Source organism: Citrobacter sp. C5_2, from assembly GCF_014596845.2.
GTDB lineage: Bacteria > Pseudomonadota > Gammaproteobacteria > Enterobacterales > Enterobacteriaceae > Citrobacter > Citrobacter werkmanii.
Genome location: NZ_CP115032.1, coordinates 540,966 through 555,574, shown reverse-complemented (window position 1 = coordinate 555,574; position 14,609 = coordinate 540,966). Strand labels below are relative to the sequence as shown.

Below are 14,609 nucleotides of genomic sequence, written 5' to 3'. Positions count from 1 at the left end.
AGCAATGAGTCAGAACGTATACCAATTTATCGACCTGCAGCGTGTTGATCCGCCTAAGAAACCGCTGAAGATCCGTAAGATCGAGTTTATCGAGATCTACGAACCTTTTTCTGAAGGCCAGGCGAAAGCGCAGGCGGATCGCTGCCTGTCCTGCGGCAACCCGTACTGCGAGTGGAAGTGCCCGGTGCATAACTACATCCCAAACTGGCTGAAGCTGGCCAACGAGGGGCGTATTTTTGAAGCGGCTGAGCTGTCACACCAGACCAACACCCTGCCGGAAGTTTGCGGCCGCGTCTGCCCGCAGGATCGTCTGTGTGAAGGATCCTGTACCCTGAATGACGAGTTCGGCGCGGTGACCATCGGTAACATCGAGCGCTATATCAACGATAAAGCGTTCGAAATGGGCTGGCGCCCGGATATGACCGGTGTGCGCCAGACGGACAAACGCGTGGCGATTATCGGTGCGGGGCCGGCGGGCCTGGCCTGCGCTGATGTGCTAACCCGCAACGGCGTGAAGGCAGTGGTGTTTGATCGTCATCCGGAGATCGGTGGTCTGCTGACCTTCGGCATCCCGGCTTTCAAGCTGGAGAAAGAGGTCATGACCCGCCGCCGGGAAATCTTCACCGGCATGGGTATTGAGTTCAAACTCAACGTGGAAGTGGGCCGTGACGTCCAGCTCGACGACCTGCTGAAAGATTACGACGCGGTATTCCTTGGCGTAGGTACTTATCAGTCGATGCGCGGCGGACTGGAGAACGAAGACGCTTCCGGCGTATTCGACGCCCTGCCATTCCTGATCGCCAATACTAAACAGTTGATGGGCTTTGGCGAAAGCAGCGACGAGCCGTACATCAGCATGGAAGGCAAACGCGTCGTCGTTCTCGGCGGTGGCGATACGGCAATGGACTGCGTGCGCACCTCGGTTCGCCAGAACGCAGCACATGTAATCTGCGCCTATCGCCGCGACGAAGAGAACATGCCGGGTTCCAAGCGCGAAGTGAAAAACGCGCGTGAAGAAGGCGTGGAATTCCAGTTTAACGTCCAGCCGTTAGGCGTGGAAGTGAATGCCAACGGTAAAGTATGCGGCGTGAAAATGGCGCGTACCGAAATGGGCGAACCGGATGCGAAGGGTCGTCGCCGCGCGGAGATCGTCGCCGGTTCCGAGCACGTTGTACCGGCGGATGCGGTGGTACTGGCGTTTGGTTTCCGTCCGCACAGTATGGAATGGCTGGCAAAACACAGCGTCGAACTGGATTCTCAGGGCCGGATTATCGCTCCGGAACGCAGTGACATCGCCTTTCAGACCAGCAACCCGAAAATCTTCGCCGGTGGCGATATCGTGCGCGGTTCGGATCTGGTGGTCACCGCGATTGCCGAAGGTCGTAAAGCGGCTGACGGGATTCTGAATTATCTGGAAGTGTAATTCAGCCTCTTCAGGCATCTCATCTGCCCTGGTAGATGAGATGCCAAACTCCTGCCGCAACACCGCCAAATCTGCCAATTAAGCCAGTCTGACAACACGTTTTGTAAACAGGGCAAAAAACCTTAACATCCGAAACACATCAGCACCATAAATAATTGCCATGTAAAAATCACACGGAAACGTTTGCTTTATTCTGAGAACTGTATATTATGCGGCGGATTTTTTGGGCAAAATTCATGGAGGCGTTGTGTCGCAGGACAACAATTATAGCCAGGGCCCCGTCCCTCTGGCGGCGCGGAAAGGCGTGATACCACTAACGTTTGTTATGTTGGGGCTCACATTTTTTTCCGCCAGTATGTGGACCGGTGGCACACTCGGTACCGGTCTTTCTTATAATGATTTCTTCCTCGCAGTTCTCTTCGGTAATCTTCTCCTCGGTATTTACACTGCATTTCTCGGTTTCATCGGCGCAAAAACCGGACTCTCCACCCACCTCCTTGCTCGTTACTCATTTGGCGTGAAGGGTTCCTGGCTTCCTTCACTGCTATTAGGCGGCACCCAGGTAGGCTGGTTTGGCGTGGGTGTGGCCATGTTTGCCATTCCGGTTGGCAAAGCGACGGGGATTGACGTCAATATCCTGATTGCGGTTTCCGGTCTGCTGATGACGATGACTATCTTTTTTGGCATCTCGGCCCTGACCATTTTATCTATCATCGCCGTGCCCGCCATCGTCATTCTTGGCAGCTACTCCGTCTGGCTTGCGGTGAGCGATGTCGGCGGTTTAGACCATTTAAAAGCGATTGCGCCGCAAACGCCGCTTAATTTCTCCACTGCTCTGGCGCTGGTGGTAGGCTCGTTTGTCAGCGCCGGGACGTTAACTGCTGACTTCGTTCGCTTTGGCCGCAATGCCAAAGGCGCGGTGCTGATTGCCATGGTCGCTTTTTTCCTTGGCAACTCGTTGATGTTTATCTTCGGTGCGGCGGGCGCCGCTGCAGTCGGACAAGCAGATATTTCTGACGTGATGATAGCCCAGGGCCTGCTGCTGCCAGCAATTGTGGTGCTCGGCCTGAATATCTGGACCACTAATGACAATGCGCTGTACGCATCGGGTCTGGGATTTGCCAATATTACCGGCCTTTCCAGCCGTACGCTGTCGGTGGCTAACGGCATTATCGGCACACTGTGCGCGCTGTGGCTTTACAATAACTTTGTTGGCTGGCTAACATTTCTGTCGGCAGCGATTCCGCCGATTGGCGGGGTGATTATCGCCGACTATCTGCTGAACCATCGCCGATATGCCGATTTCAGCAAAGCACGATTTATGACCGTCAACTGGATAGCTATTTTGTCCGTTGCGCTGGGCATCGCCGCCGGTCACTATATTCCCGGTATTGTGCCAGTCAACGCCGTACTCGGCGGCGTATTCAGCTATATCCTGCTGAATCCACTTTTCAATCGCAGCCTTGCTCAATCACCAGAGGTCAGCCATGCAGAACAATAACATCACCATCAGTCAGGCGCGTTTACAGGGACGCGAAGGATTATGGCAGCTCACGATTGAAAACGGGCGCTTCAGCCGGATTGAGCCTCAGGACGCAGCTCCATTGCCGCAGGGCGAAGTACTTGATGCCGAGGGAGGTCTGGCAATCCCACCGTTCGTTGAGCCACATATTCATCTGGATACCACGCAAACCGCGGGTGAGCCGAGCTGGAACCAGTCTGGTACGCTGTTTGAGGGTATTGAACGCTGGGCCGAGCGTAAGGCAATGCTGACTCACGAAGACGTAAAAGCGCGCGCGATGCAAACCCTGAAATGGCAGATGGCTAATGGCATTCAGTATGTCCGTACCCACGTTGACGTTTCCGATCCTACGCTAACGGCTTTGAAAGCCATGCTGGAAGTGAAGCAAGAGGTCGCGCCGTGGATAGAGCTGCAAATTGTCGCATTCCCGCAAGAAGGTATTCTGTCTTATCCCAACGGTGAAGCGCTGTTAGAGGAAGCCGTGCGTTTGGGGGCCGATGTCATCGGCGCGATTCCCCACTTTGAATTTACGCGTGAATATGGCGTGGAGTCGCTGCACAAAATCTTCGCCCTGGCGCAAAAATACGACCGACTTATCGATGTGCACTGCGACGAAATTGACGATGAGCAATCACGCTTTGTTGAAACCGTCGCGGCGCTGGCGCATCGCTACAATATGGGCGAGCGCGTGACTGCCAGTCATACCACGGCAATGCACTCCTATAACGGCGCATATGCTTCCCGTCTTTTCCGCCTGTTGAAAATGTCCGGTATTAACTTTGTCGCCAATCCACTGGTGAATATTCACCTGCAAGGACGCTTTGACACTTATCCTAAACGCCGCGGCGTCACGCGCGTCAAAGAGATGCTGGAAGCGGAGATCAACGTCTGCTTCGGTCATGATGACGTCTTCGATCCGTGGTATCCATTAGGCACGGCAAATATGTTACAGGTGCTGCATATGGGGTTACACGTGTGCCAGCTGATGGGATACGGACAGATAAATGATGGACTGAATCTGATCACTACCCACAGCGCGAAAACCCTGCACCTGCAAGACTATGGCCTGAGCGTGGGGAACACCGCGAATCTGGTGATTTTACCGGCTGAAAATGGATTTGACGCGGTTCGTCGCCAGACGCCTGCACGGTATTCTATGCGTCATGGGCGAGTCATTGCCGAGACAGTCCCCAGCCAAACCACGCTGCACTTGACGCAGCCGGAAGCAGTGACGTTTAAGCGCTAAATTGTTATATCCCGTGTCGGATGGCCCAACCTTGTCATCCGACACCGTCTCTCTCATCGTCAGGCGTGTAATAAGCTGGCGCGCACCTTAATCACGACTTTTTTGATTTCCCCTGGGTCCCCCACTGCACAACCCGGTTTATGCGGTTCACCCGGCATAAAAATTGCGAATCTTCCCGGCTTTAAGGTGAGCGCCTGCTCATCGGCAATGTGATTGCACAGTTGATAATCGTCCTCAGCATGTATCTCTTCGCACTGGCGAGCAGAATCGGTCATCCCGAACAGAATGCGTTCTTCACCGGACAATAGCACCTGAATATCAATGTACTGCTGATGCAGCTCCGCTTTCTTTTGCTCTGGGCTCTGCGTGACGAACTGCATGACGTTCATAAAAATATTATCGCCCTGCAGCTCATAGCATCCTGGTACTTTCTCCTGCGGCCTTGCCGCAACGGCCAGCGTTAGCGCTTCCTGCAATACCGGATGTAATCCGGAAGAAGGCAGTGAACGCAGCTCATCGGTCATCATCATTATTCTCCCCGGGCCAACAGCGCAGCTCCCAATAATCCAGCGTCATGACGGTAATGCGCTGCCAGTAATTCCAGGTGATAGGCCGCAGGCTCTTGTGCCAGATAATGTTCCACCAGCGCCAGATACCCTTCAGCCAGCCCAACGCTGCCGCCAATGACCACGCACTGGCAATCGGTCGTGGCCTTCACATCGGCGACAAGCCTTGCCAATGTTCGCGCTGAGCGATGGATCAACTGGCTTGCCTGCTCATCACCCTGCCCGGCACGGCTAAAAATAGTTTTGGCGTCGCATCCGGCAAGCGCGCCTTCGGCAGCCGCCGCGATCCCACGACCGGATGCGATCGCTTCAACGCAGCCCACACGCCCGCAGCCGCACACGGGTCCATGCGGATCGGCCAGCGTATGTCCCAGATGCCCGGCCAGACCGCCGACTCCGGTCAACAGTTTCCCAGCACTCACTACCCCGCCGCCCACGCCGGTGGAAACAGTAATAAACACCATATCGCGATACTCGCCGCCAAGCGCATGATACTCAGCCCACGCCGCGGCCTGCGCATCATTGACCGCCAGCGTCGGCAAACCGGTGAGATCGTTTAGCGTTTGCCGCAGCGGAAAATGCAGCAACCCGCCGAGGTTATGCGGATTCAGCGCCAGCAAAGAACCCTCATGGATAATCCCCGTCGAGGCGATCGCCACCCACTTCGCCTGCTCTTGTAGTGGCGCAATCAGTGCCTGTAACGCGGCGCGCAGCGCATCCGGCGTTTTGCTGGCAGGCGTTGGCAATTCACGCCGTTCGCGGATTTGCAGACTGCTGTCCACCAGCGCGGCAGCCAGTTTGGTGCCGCCAATATCAATCGCCAGCGTAGTCATGACGCAGCCTTCTGCATCGCGGTGATAAGCTTTTTATCCCACTGCTCAAATAACGACATCGTTCTTCCCTTTCGCTAGTTGCCCGGTTTAGCGCCGGGCAACCCGATTAACTTTTGGATTTCACCATGGTGCTTTTGTCACCGCCGAACGGCACGGCCCCGCTAAATGGCCGACCATCGATGGCATCATGCGTGCGTAACGCCTCAGGGCGCAGCCAGCGCTGTACGCGGGACGGCATATCGAGACCAATCAGCAGGATCACCACAAATGTCAGGCCGAAGGAGAGCGATCCCAGCGCAGTACCCAGATCCAAACGTTGTGCAATCAGCGCGCCGATGATCGGTGCCAGCGCCCCGCCCAGCGCCCCAACGTTGTAGGTGAAGCCCAGACCTGCAGCACGCTGGTCGGTATCGAAATAGCCGCCAATTAATTTCGGTAAGATCCCGGAGATCCCCTGACCGAGCATTTGCTGGAAAAACAGCAGCAAACCGAGTACCCAGACGTTTGAACCACCGATCGCAAACACTGGAATAATCAGCAACTGCGAGGCCAAAAGACTGCAGACATAGGCTTTACGGGTGCCCAGCCAGTCGCCAAGAAACCCACCGACGCAACAACCAACCGCCGCGCCAAAGCCGCTAAAGAAGAGCACTCTGGCAACCGTTGAGGGGTCATACATGAGTTCGGTTTTCAGATACGTGGGCAGCAGCGCCTGAATCGGCCACGAGTAAAGGAAAGCGAACAGCACGACGACCATCAGCATGACGCCCGTGGGCCAACGCTTACCGCTGCTTTGCACCATAAAGCTAATGAAGATAAATGCGCATATCAGTCCGAGAATCGCCACGATAGCCGCATTTTGCAGATTGCCCGCAAAGCAGAACCACAGCGCGGTTGCGGCGGCGAGAGTCATCAGAATATTGATAACCCGATGTTCGCCCCGGTAGAGAATGTCCACCATCGTACGCACCGGCGCTTTGCCTTCGTGTTTCTCTTTCCAGTCTTCCGCTTCCGGAATATTTTTACGCAGCCAGAGGGCGAAGATAATCGGCAGAATGCCGATAAAAAACAGCGCGCGCCATCCCCAGACCGGGACCACCAGGCTGTAAACCTGGGCGGCGACCACGGCACCAACGGAGAAGCCGGAGATCAGGAAACCACTGGCTTTGTTACGCAGGTGTTTAGGCCAGCTTTCAATGACATAGGTGGCGCTGGAACCGTACTCGCCGGCCATCCCCATCCCAATCACCAGGCGGGCGATAAACATGGTGGTGTAACCCGGCGCGAAGCCGCAAGCCAGCGTCCCCACAGAGAACAGTATGATGCTGGTAACCATCGCCAGACGGCGTCCGTAACGGTCGCCCATGGCCCCCAACATTAACCCGCCAAACCAGCGGGAGATAAAGGCGGCTGAAATCAAACTGGCAGCCTGCACCGTCGTCAGACCGAATTCGCCTTGTACTTCCGTCAGCACAAGGGCGATTAACACAAAATCAAAACCATCAAGTAAATATCCCAGCCAGGCGGCGGAAAATGCCCGCCATTGCGCCCGATTGAGATGGCGATACCACGGGATGCTCTGGGTAGAAGTACTCATTTTACTCTCCCGACGATTTTTGTTGTTGTGCCGGATAGCGGCTTTGCCTTATCCGGCCTACGGTCGAAAATCCAGGCCGGGCGAGCGAAGCGCCCCCGGCGACCCGCGATTACGCCTTTTCCGCCAGCAGTTGGTTAGCCAGCGTTTTCAGTTCCGGCAGATAGCGTTCATCTACCGGGGCAAACGGCTTACGACACAGCGGAACAGAAACCACGTCCATATAGTGCAGTACCGTTTTCAGGCCACGGAACACGCCAAGCTTAATGAGCAGATCGATAACCTTATTGCACTCAGTTTGCAGCTTTTGTGCCGTCCGGATATCGCCTTCTTTGAGCGCTTTCACAATTCCCTGATAACGCCATCCCATGATGTTGTAAGTGCTACCGATACCGCCATCTGCGCCCGCCAGCAAACCAGAAGCGAAAATCTCGTCATAACCGTTATAAAGCACCAGATCGGGATGAGCGCGGCGGATCTGTTCCATCTGATAGAGATCGCCGGAAGTTTGCTTCAGCGCGCCAACGCCAGGTAGCGTCACCAGCGTGTTGATCTGATCCAGCGTCAGTTTTACGCCGCTCAGCGCCGGGATGTTATAGACCACCATCGGCAATCCATTCGCTGAATCAATAATTGCGCGGTAATGATCGCAGTGCTCTTCGAAGCTGAACGGATAGTAAAACGGCGTGACGGCCGAAACCGCATCAAAGCCGTAGCGATACGCGGCGCTCGCCAGCTGCTGGCTCTCTTCGGTGCTCACCGTGCCAACGTGGGCGATAAGTGTCACCTTGCCTTTCGCTTCTTCGGCAACAATTTCCAGCACCTGCTCTCTTTCAACGCGATTTTGGACAAAGGCCTCGCCCGTAGAGCCACCGACATAGAGCCCATCAATACCCTGGCCAATGTTGAAACGCACCAGCCGGCGCAGGCTCTCAACATCCAGCCGCTGTTGGTTATCGAATGGGGTTAACAACGCTGGCATTACGCCTTTTAAATCTCTTGCCATAACTACCTCTGTCGATGATTAGTGTTATCTGACTGCATACCTTTATACCTGTTATACCAGAACAAATAAGCAGCAATACAATACAGAACGCTTATAGTGCGATCTGCTTCACTAAAAGATCGTCAGGATCGCGATTACTTACGCAATTTTTTATTTTTGCTGAAGGCGTGCCAGGTTGCGGAAACGCTGTTGAGGTGTTCTTGCAGTGCGCGGTCAGCTTCTTCAGGATCGCGCTGGCGAATTGCGTCGACAATGGCGATATGCTGCTGATAACTCACGTTGTTGTGCTCATACAACTCTTGATCGGCAACGGTCGGGCGGGCAGCAATCAGCCAGTCTAAAAGCGCAACATGGATAGCCATAAAGATGGGATTGCCCGGGATCTCCGCCAGCACGCGGTGAAAATCAACGTCCGAGCGAATGAACAGCGTATTGTCATCCAGCGACTGACTGTTGATCTCCAGTGCTTTCGCCAGTCTGTCGATTTGCTCGTCAGTAGCATGTTCTGCGGCATATCGTACCAGGCTGGATTCAAAGAACAGGCGCAGCTGCTCGAAGTGGGCTATGCCGCCGGGATGCGCGAGGAAATCTTTGGCCATACCGGAGAGCTCGCTGATAATGGTATCAGCCGAAGGACGCGAAACGCGGGCGCGCTCGCCGTTGTTGATTTGTACCAGGCCTTTGCGTTTTAACGCTGCCAGCGCTTCTCGTACAGAAGGACGGCCCACGTTAAAGAAGGCCATCAGCTCCCGCTCAGACGGCAGTTGTTCCCCCTCGCCAAATTCCCGACGACGGATCATCTGCTCCAGTTCTTCTTCAACCATCTCAGACAGTTTTTTACGCGCCAGCGGGCGATTGCGTAAGCTACGGCCAATGGTGGATGGAGAGTCTTCAGCTTGCGAATCAAATGCGTTCATAGGGTCCATTCAGCTAAGTCGTGGTGACAAACAACAGCGGGTTTATCCTAACACAGGATCGAAAGCAGGGTGAAATGATGGTCATCCAGACAGTCTGGCTTATGAATAATATATTTAATATTAATATTATATTTCGCTTAAACATGCTGAGTATCTTTAATTAAACAAGACCATATCAGCTTCGTGAAATTTATGAATGTGAACGTGATAATTTATCATAACCAACTATTTTATAACGAAAAATAAATTAACAATTGCATTAAAAATAAGATATCCACTCCATAAAAAGTGTCCGGAAAAATATAACATCGATTTTGACAACAGCATTATTACCGGATTTATCATCTTCCCTGGCATGGAGTGAAACAATGTTCGGCATTATTATCTCTGTCATCGTTTTATTAACGATGGGTTACTTGATCCTCAAAAACTACAAACCCCAGGTCGTGCTGGCCGCAGCCGGGATCTTCCTGATGATCTGCGGCGTCTGGCTGGGTTACGGCATGCTGGTCGCTGACGATAAAAGTAGCGGCTATCTCCTGGTCGATATTTACAACGAAATTCTGCGTATGCTCTCAAATCGGGCGGCAGGGCTGGGGTTATCCATCATGGCGGTGGGCGGTTATGCCCGTTATATGGACAGGATGGGGGCCAGCAGAGCGATGGTTAGCCTGTTAAGCCGACCGCTGAAGCTAATCCGTTCCCCCTATGTCGTGCTGGCCGCCACCTATGTGATTGGTCAGATCATGGCGCAGTTCATTACCAGCGCTTCCGGGTTAGGCATGCTGCTGATGGTGACGCTTTTCCCAACGCTGGTCAGTCTTGGCGTGAGTCGATTATCCGCGGTTGCGGTCATTGCTACCTCGATGTCGATTGAATGGGGCATTCTGGAAACCAACTCTATTTTTGCCGCGCAGGTCGCGGGCATGAAAATCGCCACCTACTTCTTCCATTATCAGCTCCCCGTCGCCTCATGCGTTATTGTCGCTGTCGCCATTGCGCATTTTTTCGTACAGCGCCGATTTGATAAAAAAACGTTATCGGAAAACAACGGGTTCGCTGAGCAAAAGACGCTGGAAGATGTGCCCCCGCTGTATTACGCCATTTTACCGGTGATGCCGCTGATCCTGATGCTGGGTTCACTGTTGCTGGCACATATGGGATTAATGCAGGCAGAGCTGAATCTGGTGGTGGTGATGCTCATGAGCATGACGCTAACCATGTTTGTCGAATTCCTGCATAAACATAATCTGCGCGAAACAATGGATGATGTGCAGGCTTTTTTTGACGGCATGGGGACGCAGTTTGCCAACGTTGTCACGCTGGTGGTCGCCGGTGAGATCTTTGCCAAAGGGTTGACGACTATCGGCACAGTGGACGCCGTGATTAAAGGCGCGGAACACTCCGGCCTGGGCGGCATCGGCGTGATGATCATCATGGCCGTGGTCATCGCCGCCTGCGCGATCGTCATGGGATCAGGCAACGCACCGTTTATGTCTTTTGCCAGCCTGATCCCGGATATTGCCGCCGGGCTGCATATTCCGGCAGTAGTGATGATTATGCCGATGCATTTTGCCACTACGCTGGCGCGCGCGGTATCACCCATTACCGCGGTGATTGTCGTAACTTCAGGGATTGCCGGCGTGTCGCCCTTTGAGGTGGTAAAGCGCACCGCTATTCCAATGGCAGTAGGATTTGTGGTGAATATGATAGTCACCATCGCGCTGTTTTATTGATTGCGGAGCCAGAAAACAGAACAGGCCCGAAAGGGCCTGTTTTTTATTTCACTATTTACTTCACTACGCGTAGCGCTGGGCGCCCGCCGCGAGGCGGCGGCGGAGTGTCATCCGGATCGTTGTCGTCGCTGTTGTCAGGCTTATCACCATCAATGACCGACATGACCGTTTCACTCTCAAAACCAGACGCTTCGTTGTCGTCATCATTTAAGCTGGCGACATCTTCGTCGTAGGCGGCTTCCGGTTCAAACATCGTACCGGCGCCGTTTTCACGAGCATAAATAGCCAGAACCGCAGCCAGCGGGACGGAAACCTGACGCGGCACACCACCGAAGCGCGCGTTAAAGCGTACTTCGTCATTTGCCAGTTCCAGGTTCCCCACCGCGCGCGGTGCAATATTCAGAACTATTTGCCCGTCACGTGCGTATTCCATCGGAACCTGCACGTCCTGGAGCGTCACATCCACCACCAGATGCGGCGTGAGCTGGTTGTCTAACAACCACTCATAGAATGCGCGCAGCAGATACGGACGGCGTGGTGTTAGCTGTGGCAAATCCATACAGGTTAACCCCGGCCCAGACGCATTTCACGTTCAGGCTCAGTCAGAGAAGCCAGGAAAGAATCACGTTCAAAGACGCGAGTCATATAACCTTTCAGTTCTTTCGAACCGGCACCGTTGAATTCAATACCCAACTGCGGTAAACGCCACAGCAGCGGCGCCAGGTAGCAGTCTACCAGGCTGAACTCATCGCTCAGGAAGTAAGGTTTCTGACCGAATACTGGCGCAATTGCCAGCAGCTCTTCGCGCAGGCGCTTACGCGCGACCTCGGCTTCAGAAGCGGAACCGTTCACGATGACGTTCATCAGCGTGTACCAGTCTTTTTCGATACGCTGCATGTACAGGCGGCTTTCACCACGCGCTACCGGATAAACCGGCATCAGCGGCGGATGCGGGAAGCGCTCATCCAGGTATTCCATAATGATGCGAGATTCCCACAGGGTCAGCTCACGATCCACCAGTGTCGGTACGCTCTGATTCGGGTTGAGGTCGATCAGATCCTGAGGTGGATTGTCCTTCTCCACATGCTCAATCTCGAAACTAACACCTTTTTCAGCCAGCACGATGCGGACCTGATGGCTATAGATGTCAGTAGGACCAGAAAACAGCGTCATTACCGAACGTTTGTTGGCAGCGACAGCCATGAAAACCTCCAGGTATATTCAGAATTTTTACTGCTACCAGCCACTCAGTGACCAGCCAGAAGTGATGTCACCCAGACTCAGGAAAGCCATTACTGTTTAAAATACAAACAAAAAATGAGCGATACCTGACATTTGGGCAGAAAATTGGATGATAGTTTACCAGATTTTGTGACCTTTGTGGTGAGTCGATTCTTGAAATGGGAAAAAAGAGGTGGCAATCAGCGGATTACCGTGGTTCAAGGGAGAGAAATAGTGATAAAAAAACCCGCCGAAGCGGGTTTTTTCGCAAATTGTTGTCTGCCAAAGCAGAAAGCAATTAACGTTTGGAGAACTGCGGACGACGACGTGCTTTACGCAGACCGACTTTCTTACGTTCAACCTGACGAGCATCACGGGTAACGAAGCCAGCTTTACGCAGTTCGCCACGCAGGGATTCGTCGTACTCCATCAGAGCGCGGGTGATACCGTGACGGATCGCACCAGCCTGACCAGAGATACCACCACCTTTAACAGTGATGTACAGATCCAGTTTCTCAACCATGTCGACCAGTTCCAGCGGCTGACGAACTACCATGCGGGCAGTTTCACGACCGAAGTACTGTTCCAGAGAACGTTGGTTGATTACGATTTTACCGTTGCCCGGTTTGATGAAAACGCGAGCTGCGGAACTTTTGCGGCGACCAGTGCCGTAGTATTGATTTTCAGCCATTGCCTATAATCCCGATTAGATGTCAAGAACTTGCGGTTGCTGTGCCGCGTGGTTGTGCTCGTTGCCAGCGTAAACTTTCAGTTTACGGAACATAGCACGACCCAGAGGGCCTTTTGGCAGCATGCCTTTAACCGCGATTTCAAGCACACGCTCAGGACGACGAGCGATCATCTCTTCAAAGGTCGCTTGCTTGATACCACCGATGTGGCCGGTGTGGTGATAGTACACTTTGTCAGTACGCTTGTTGCCAGTTACAGCAACTTTGTCAGCGTTCAGAACGATGATGTAATCACCGGTATCTACGTGCGGAGTGTATTCCGCTTTGTGCTTACCGCGCAGGCGCAGAGCCAGTTCGGAAGCCAGACGACCCAGAGTCTTACCGGTCGCGTCAACAACATACCAGTCGCGTTTTACGGTTTCTGGTTTAGCTGTAAAAGTTTTCATTAAAAGCTTACCCAAATAAATAAGTTACACGTAGGTGTTCACCCAAACGTTTTAGTCAGTTGAGGTTCACACGACAAAGTCCGGCAAACCTACCCCTTCGAATAGCCTATGCCGGCGAGAAAGTTTTGGGAAAAAACTCTCTTGTAACGTGGGGTCGCAAGATTATAGAGAAGTCAGGGTCAAAGATCGACCCCTTTATGTGATTTGCGGCAGGTTTAACCGGCTAAATGTTCCCGCTTCAGGTACTCCTCGCTTTGCATCTCCTGCAAACGCGACAAACAACGCTGAAATTCAAACTTCAGACGCTCGCCCTGGTAGATCTCATATAAGGGAGATGCCGCACTCACCACCAGCTTGACATGGCGTTCGTAGAACTCATCCACCAGCGCGATAAAGCGCCGCGCTTCGCTTTCCATCAGCATCGTCATGACCGGCACATCGAACAACAGCACCGTGTGAAACAGACGCGACAGCGCAATATAGTCATGCTGACTGCGAGCATCGACGCAGAGCGTGGTGAATGACACCGCCAGCGTTTGGTTTTCGACGGCCAGCGTCTGCATCGGACGATGGTTAATCTCCAGCGTCGGCGCATGTTCACCTTTGGTTCCCGCTAATGCCAGCCACAGCTTATCCATCTGCTGGCGGGTTTCATCATTCAGTGGCGACAACCACAAATGCGCCTGCGTTAAGGTGCGCAGACGATAATCGACGCCGGCATCGACATTCATGATGTCACAATGCTGCTTGATGGCATCAATGGCAGGAAGAAAACGCGTGCGTTGCAAACCGTTACGATACAGTTCGTCAGGCGGAATATTGGAGGTCGCCACCAGCGTGATGCCTCGGGCAAACAGCGCCTTCATTAAACCGCCAAGCAGCATGGCGTCGGTGATATCAGAAACAAAAAATTCGTCAAAGCACAGCACGTCCGTTTCGGCTTTAAAGCGGTCGGCAATGATTTCCAGCGGATCGCTATGCCCCTGCAGGGCGGTAAGCTCTTCATGGACGCGCAGCATAAAACGGTGAAAGTGCAAACGCTGTTTACGCCCCCCCGGCAGACTATGGTAGAACAGATCCATCAGCCAGGTCTTTCCACGTCCGACTCCGCCCCACATATACAAACCACGCACCGGCGGGTTGGTCGGCGACTCACGCTTGCCCAGCAATTTGCCAAACCGTGCCATCAGACCACTCTCCTGCGGCGCAGGTCGAGCTGGCGTCGTTAGCGCCTGGAAAATGGTTTCCAGTCGATTCACGGCTTCTTGTTGTACGCTGTCGGGCTGATGAGTGCCCTCTTTAAGGGCTTGCTGGTAACGCGATGTCGGGGAAAGGCTTTGCATGATGTTATTGTTATTCCTTGAGAATCGATGTGCCGTCGCTCACGGTTGACGAAAAAAAGGCCGTTCT

The 14,609-nt window shown here is 53.5% G+C and carries 14 protein-coding genes; 4 read left to right on the top strand and 10 right to left on the bottom strand.

The window, feature by feature from the left end:
• Positions 1 to 4 precede the first annotated feature (4 nt).
• From ICA20_RS02735 to ICA20_RS02725, 3 genes are all read left to right on the top strand, one after another.
• Positions 5 to 1,423: a glutamate synthase small subunit gene (locus ICA20_RS02735; RefSeq protein ID WP_038634296.1), complete on the top strand. Its 1,419-nt coding sequence runs from the start codon at positions 5 to 7 to the stop codon at positions 1,421 to 1,423.
• A 247-nt stretch (positions 1,424 to 1,670) separates the two neighbouring features.
• Positions 1,671 to 2,924, top strand: a complete 1,254-nt coding sequence (gene codB / locus ICA20_RS02730) for a cytosine permease (protein ID WP_038634298.1) — start codon at positions 1,671 to 1,673, stop codon at positions 2,922 to 2,924.
• Entirely contained in the window at positions 2,911 to 4,191 is a 1,281-nt protein-coding gene (locus ICA20_RS02725; RefSeq protein WP_038634301.1) for a cytosine deaminase, read from the top strand. The genes codB and ICA20_RS02725 overlap by 14 nt, the downstream gene beginning before the upstream one ends.
• 59 nt (positions 4,192 to 4,250) lie before the next feature.
• On the opposite strand, the gene nanQ is transcribed toward ICA20_RS02725, so the two are convergent.
• The 5 genes from nanQ to nanR all read right to left on the bottom strand — a co-directional run bounded on the left by nanQ (position 4,251) and on the right by nanR (position 9,116).
• Positions 4,251 to 4,718, bottom strand: coding sequence for an N-acetylneuraminate anomerase (gene nanQ, locus ICA20_RS02720; RefSeq protein WP_038642896.1), 468 nt, complete (start codon positions 4,716 to 4,718; stop codon positions 4,251 to 4,253).
• A gap of 2 nt (positions 4,719 to 4,720) precedes the next feature.
• Positions 4,721 to 5,590, bottom strand: a complete 870-nt coding sequence (gene nanK, locus ICA20_RS02715; RefSeq protein WP_038634303.1) for an N-acetylmannosamine kinase — start codon at positions 5,588 to 5,590, stop codon at positions 4,721 to 4,723.
• 106 nt (positions 5,591 to 5,696) lie between these two features.
• Complete coding sequence (gene nanT, locus ICA20_RS02710; RefSeq protein ID WP_038634306.1) at positions 5,697 to 7,187, bottom strand: sialic acid transporter NanT; 1,491 nt, start codon at positions 7,185 to 7,187, stop codon at positions 5,697 to 5,699.
• Positions 7,188 to 7,296: 109 nt separating this feature from the next.
• On the bottom strand, positions 7,297 to 8,190 hold the full coding sequence (gene nanA, locus ICA20_RS02705; protein ID WP_038634308.1) for an N-acetylneuraminate lyase: 894 nt from the start codon (positions 8,188 to 8,190) through the stop codon (positions 7,297 to 7,299).
• Positions 8,191 to 8,324: 134 nt separating this feature from the next.
• The gene (gene nanR, locus ICA20_RS02700; protein ID WP_038634311.1) at positions 8,325 to 9,116 is read right to left on the bottom strand and encodes a transcriptional regulator NanR; all 792 of its coding nucleotides are present in this window, start codon (positions 9,114 to 9,116) and stop codon (positions 8,325 to 8,327) included.
• Positions 9,117 to 9,475: 359 nt separating this feature from the next.
• Between nanR and dcuC the strand changes: the two genes are divergently transcribed.
• Positions 9,476 to 10,843, top strand: a complete 1,368-nt coding sequence (dcuC, locus tag ICA20_RS02695) for an anaerobic C4-dicarboxylate transporter DcuC (protein ID WP_038634314.1) — start codon at positions 9,476 to 9,478, stop codon at positions 10,841 to 10,843.
• 55 nt (positions 10,844 to 10,898) lie between these two features.
• On the opposite strand, the gene sspB is transcribed toward dcuC, so the two are convergent.
• The 5 genes from sspB to zapE all read right to left on the bottom strand — a co-directional run bounded on the left by sspB (position 10,899) and on the right by zapE (position 14,542).
• Complete coding sequence (gene sspB / locus ICA20_RS02690; RefSeq protein WP_038634317.1) at positions 10,899 to 11,402, bottom strand: ClpXP protease specificity-enhancing factor; 504 nt, start codon at positions 11,400 to 11,402, stop codon at positions 10,899 to 10,901.
• A gap of 5 nt (positions 11,403 to 11,407) precedes the next feature.
• Complete coding sequence (gene sspA / locus ICA20_RS02685; protein WP_003025132.1) at positions 11,408 to 12,046, bottom strand: stringent starvation protein SspA; 639 nt, start codon at positions 12,044 to 12,046, stop codon at positions 11,408 to 11,410.
• A gap of 316 nt (positions 12,047 to 12,362) precedes the next feature.
• Positions 12,363 to 12,755, bottom strand: a complete 393-nt coding sequence (rpsI, locus tag ICA20_RS02680; RefSeq protein WP_000829815.1) for a 30S ribosomal protein S9 — start codon at positions 12,753 to 12,755, stop codon at positions 12,363 to 12,365.
• A gap of 15 nt (positions 12,756 to 12,770) precedes the next feature.
• Positions 12,771 to 13,199 (bottom strand): 50S ribosomal protein L13, encoded by a 429-nt coding sequence (gene rplM / locus ICA20_RS02675; RefSeq protein WP_003025141.1) that lies wholly within the window; start codon positions 13,197 to 13,199, stop codon positions 12,771 to 12,773.
• A gap of 215 nt (positions 13,200 to 13,414) precedes the next feature.
• On the bottom strand, positions 13,415 to 14,542 hold the full coding sequence (zapE, locus tag ICA20_RS02670) for a cell division protein ZapE (protein WP_038634326.1): 1,128 nt from the start codon (positions 14,540 to 14,542) through the stop codon (positions 13,415 to 13,417).
• Positions 14,543 to 14,609 lie beyond the last annotated feature (67 nt).

Coding starts and splice junctions, on each gene's coding strand:
- ICA20_RS02735 (WP_038634296.1), top strand. CDS start 5: ATGAGTCAGAACGTATACCAATTTATCGACCTGCAGCGTGTTGATCCG.
- ICA20_RS02725 (WP_038634301.1), top strand. CDS start 2,911: ATGCAGAACAATAACATCACCATCAGTCAGGCGCGTTTACAGGGACGC.
- nanQ (WP_038642896.1), bottom strand. CDS start 4,718: ATGATGACCGATGAGCTGCGTTCACTGCCTTCTTCCGGATTACATCCG.
- nanK (WP_038634303.1), bottom strand. CDS start 5,590: ATGACTACGCTGGCGATTGATATTGGCGGCACCAAACTGGCTGCCGCG.
- nanT (WP_038634306.1), bottom strand. CDS start 7,187: ATGAGTACTTCTACCCAGAGCATCCCGTGGTATCGCCATCTCAATCGG.
- nanA (WP_038634308.1), bottom strand. CDS start 8,190: ATGGCAAGAGATTTAAAAGGCGTAATGCCAGCGTTGTTAACCCCATTC.
- nanR (WP_038634311.1), bottom strand. CDS start 9,116: ATGGACCCTATGAACGCATTTGATTCGCAAGCTGAAGACTCTCCATCC.
- dcuC (WP_038634314.1), top strand. CDS start 9,476: ATGTTCGGCATTATTATCTCTGTCATCGTTTTATTAACGATGGGTTAC.
- sspB (WP_038634317.1), bottom strand. CDS start 11,402: ATGGATTTGCCACAGCTAACACCACGCCGTCCGTATCTGCTGCGCGCA.
- sspA (WP_003025132.1), bottom strand. CDS start 12,046: ATGGCTGTCGCTGCCAACAAACGTTCGGTAATGACGCTGTTTTCTGGT.
- rpsI (WP_000829815.1), bottom strand. CDS start 12,755: ATGGCTGAAAATCAATACTACGGCACTGGTCGCCGCAAAAGTTCCGCA.
- rplM (WP_003025141.1), bottom strand. CDS start 13,199: ATGAAAACTTTTACAGCTAAACCAGAAACCGTAAAACGCGACTGGTAT.
- zapE (WP_038634326.1), bottom strand. CDS start 14,542: ATGCAAAGCCTTTCCCCGACATCGCGTTACCAGCAAGCCCTTAAAGAG.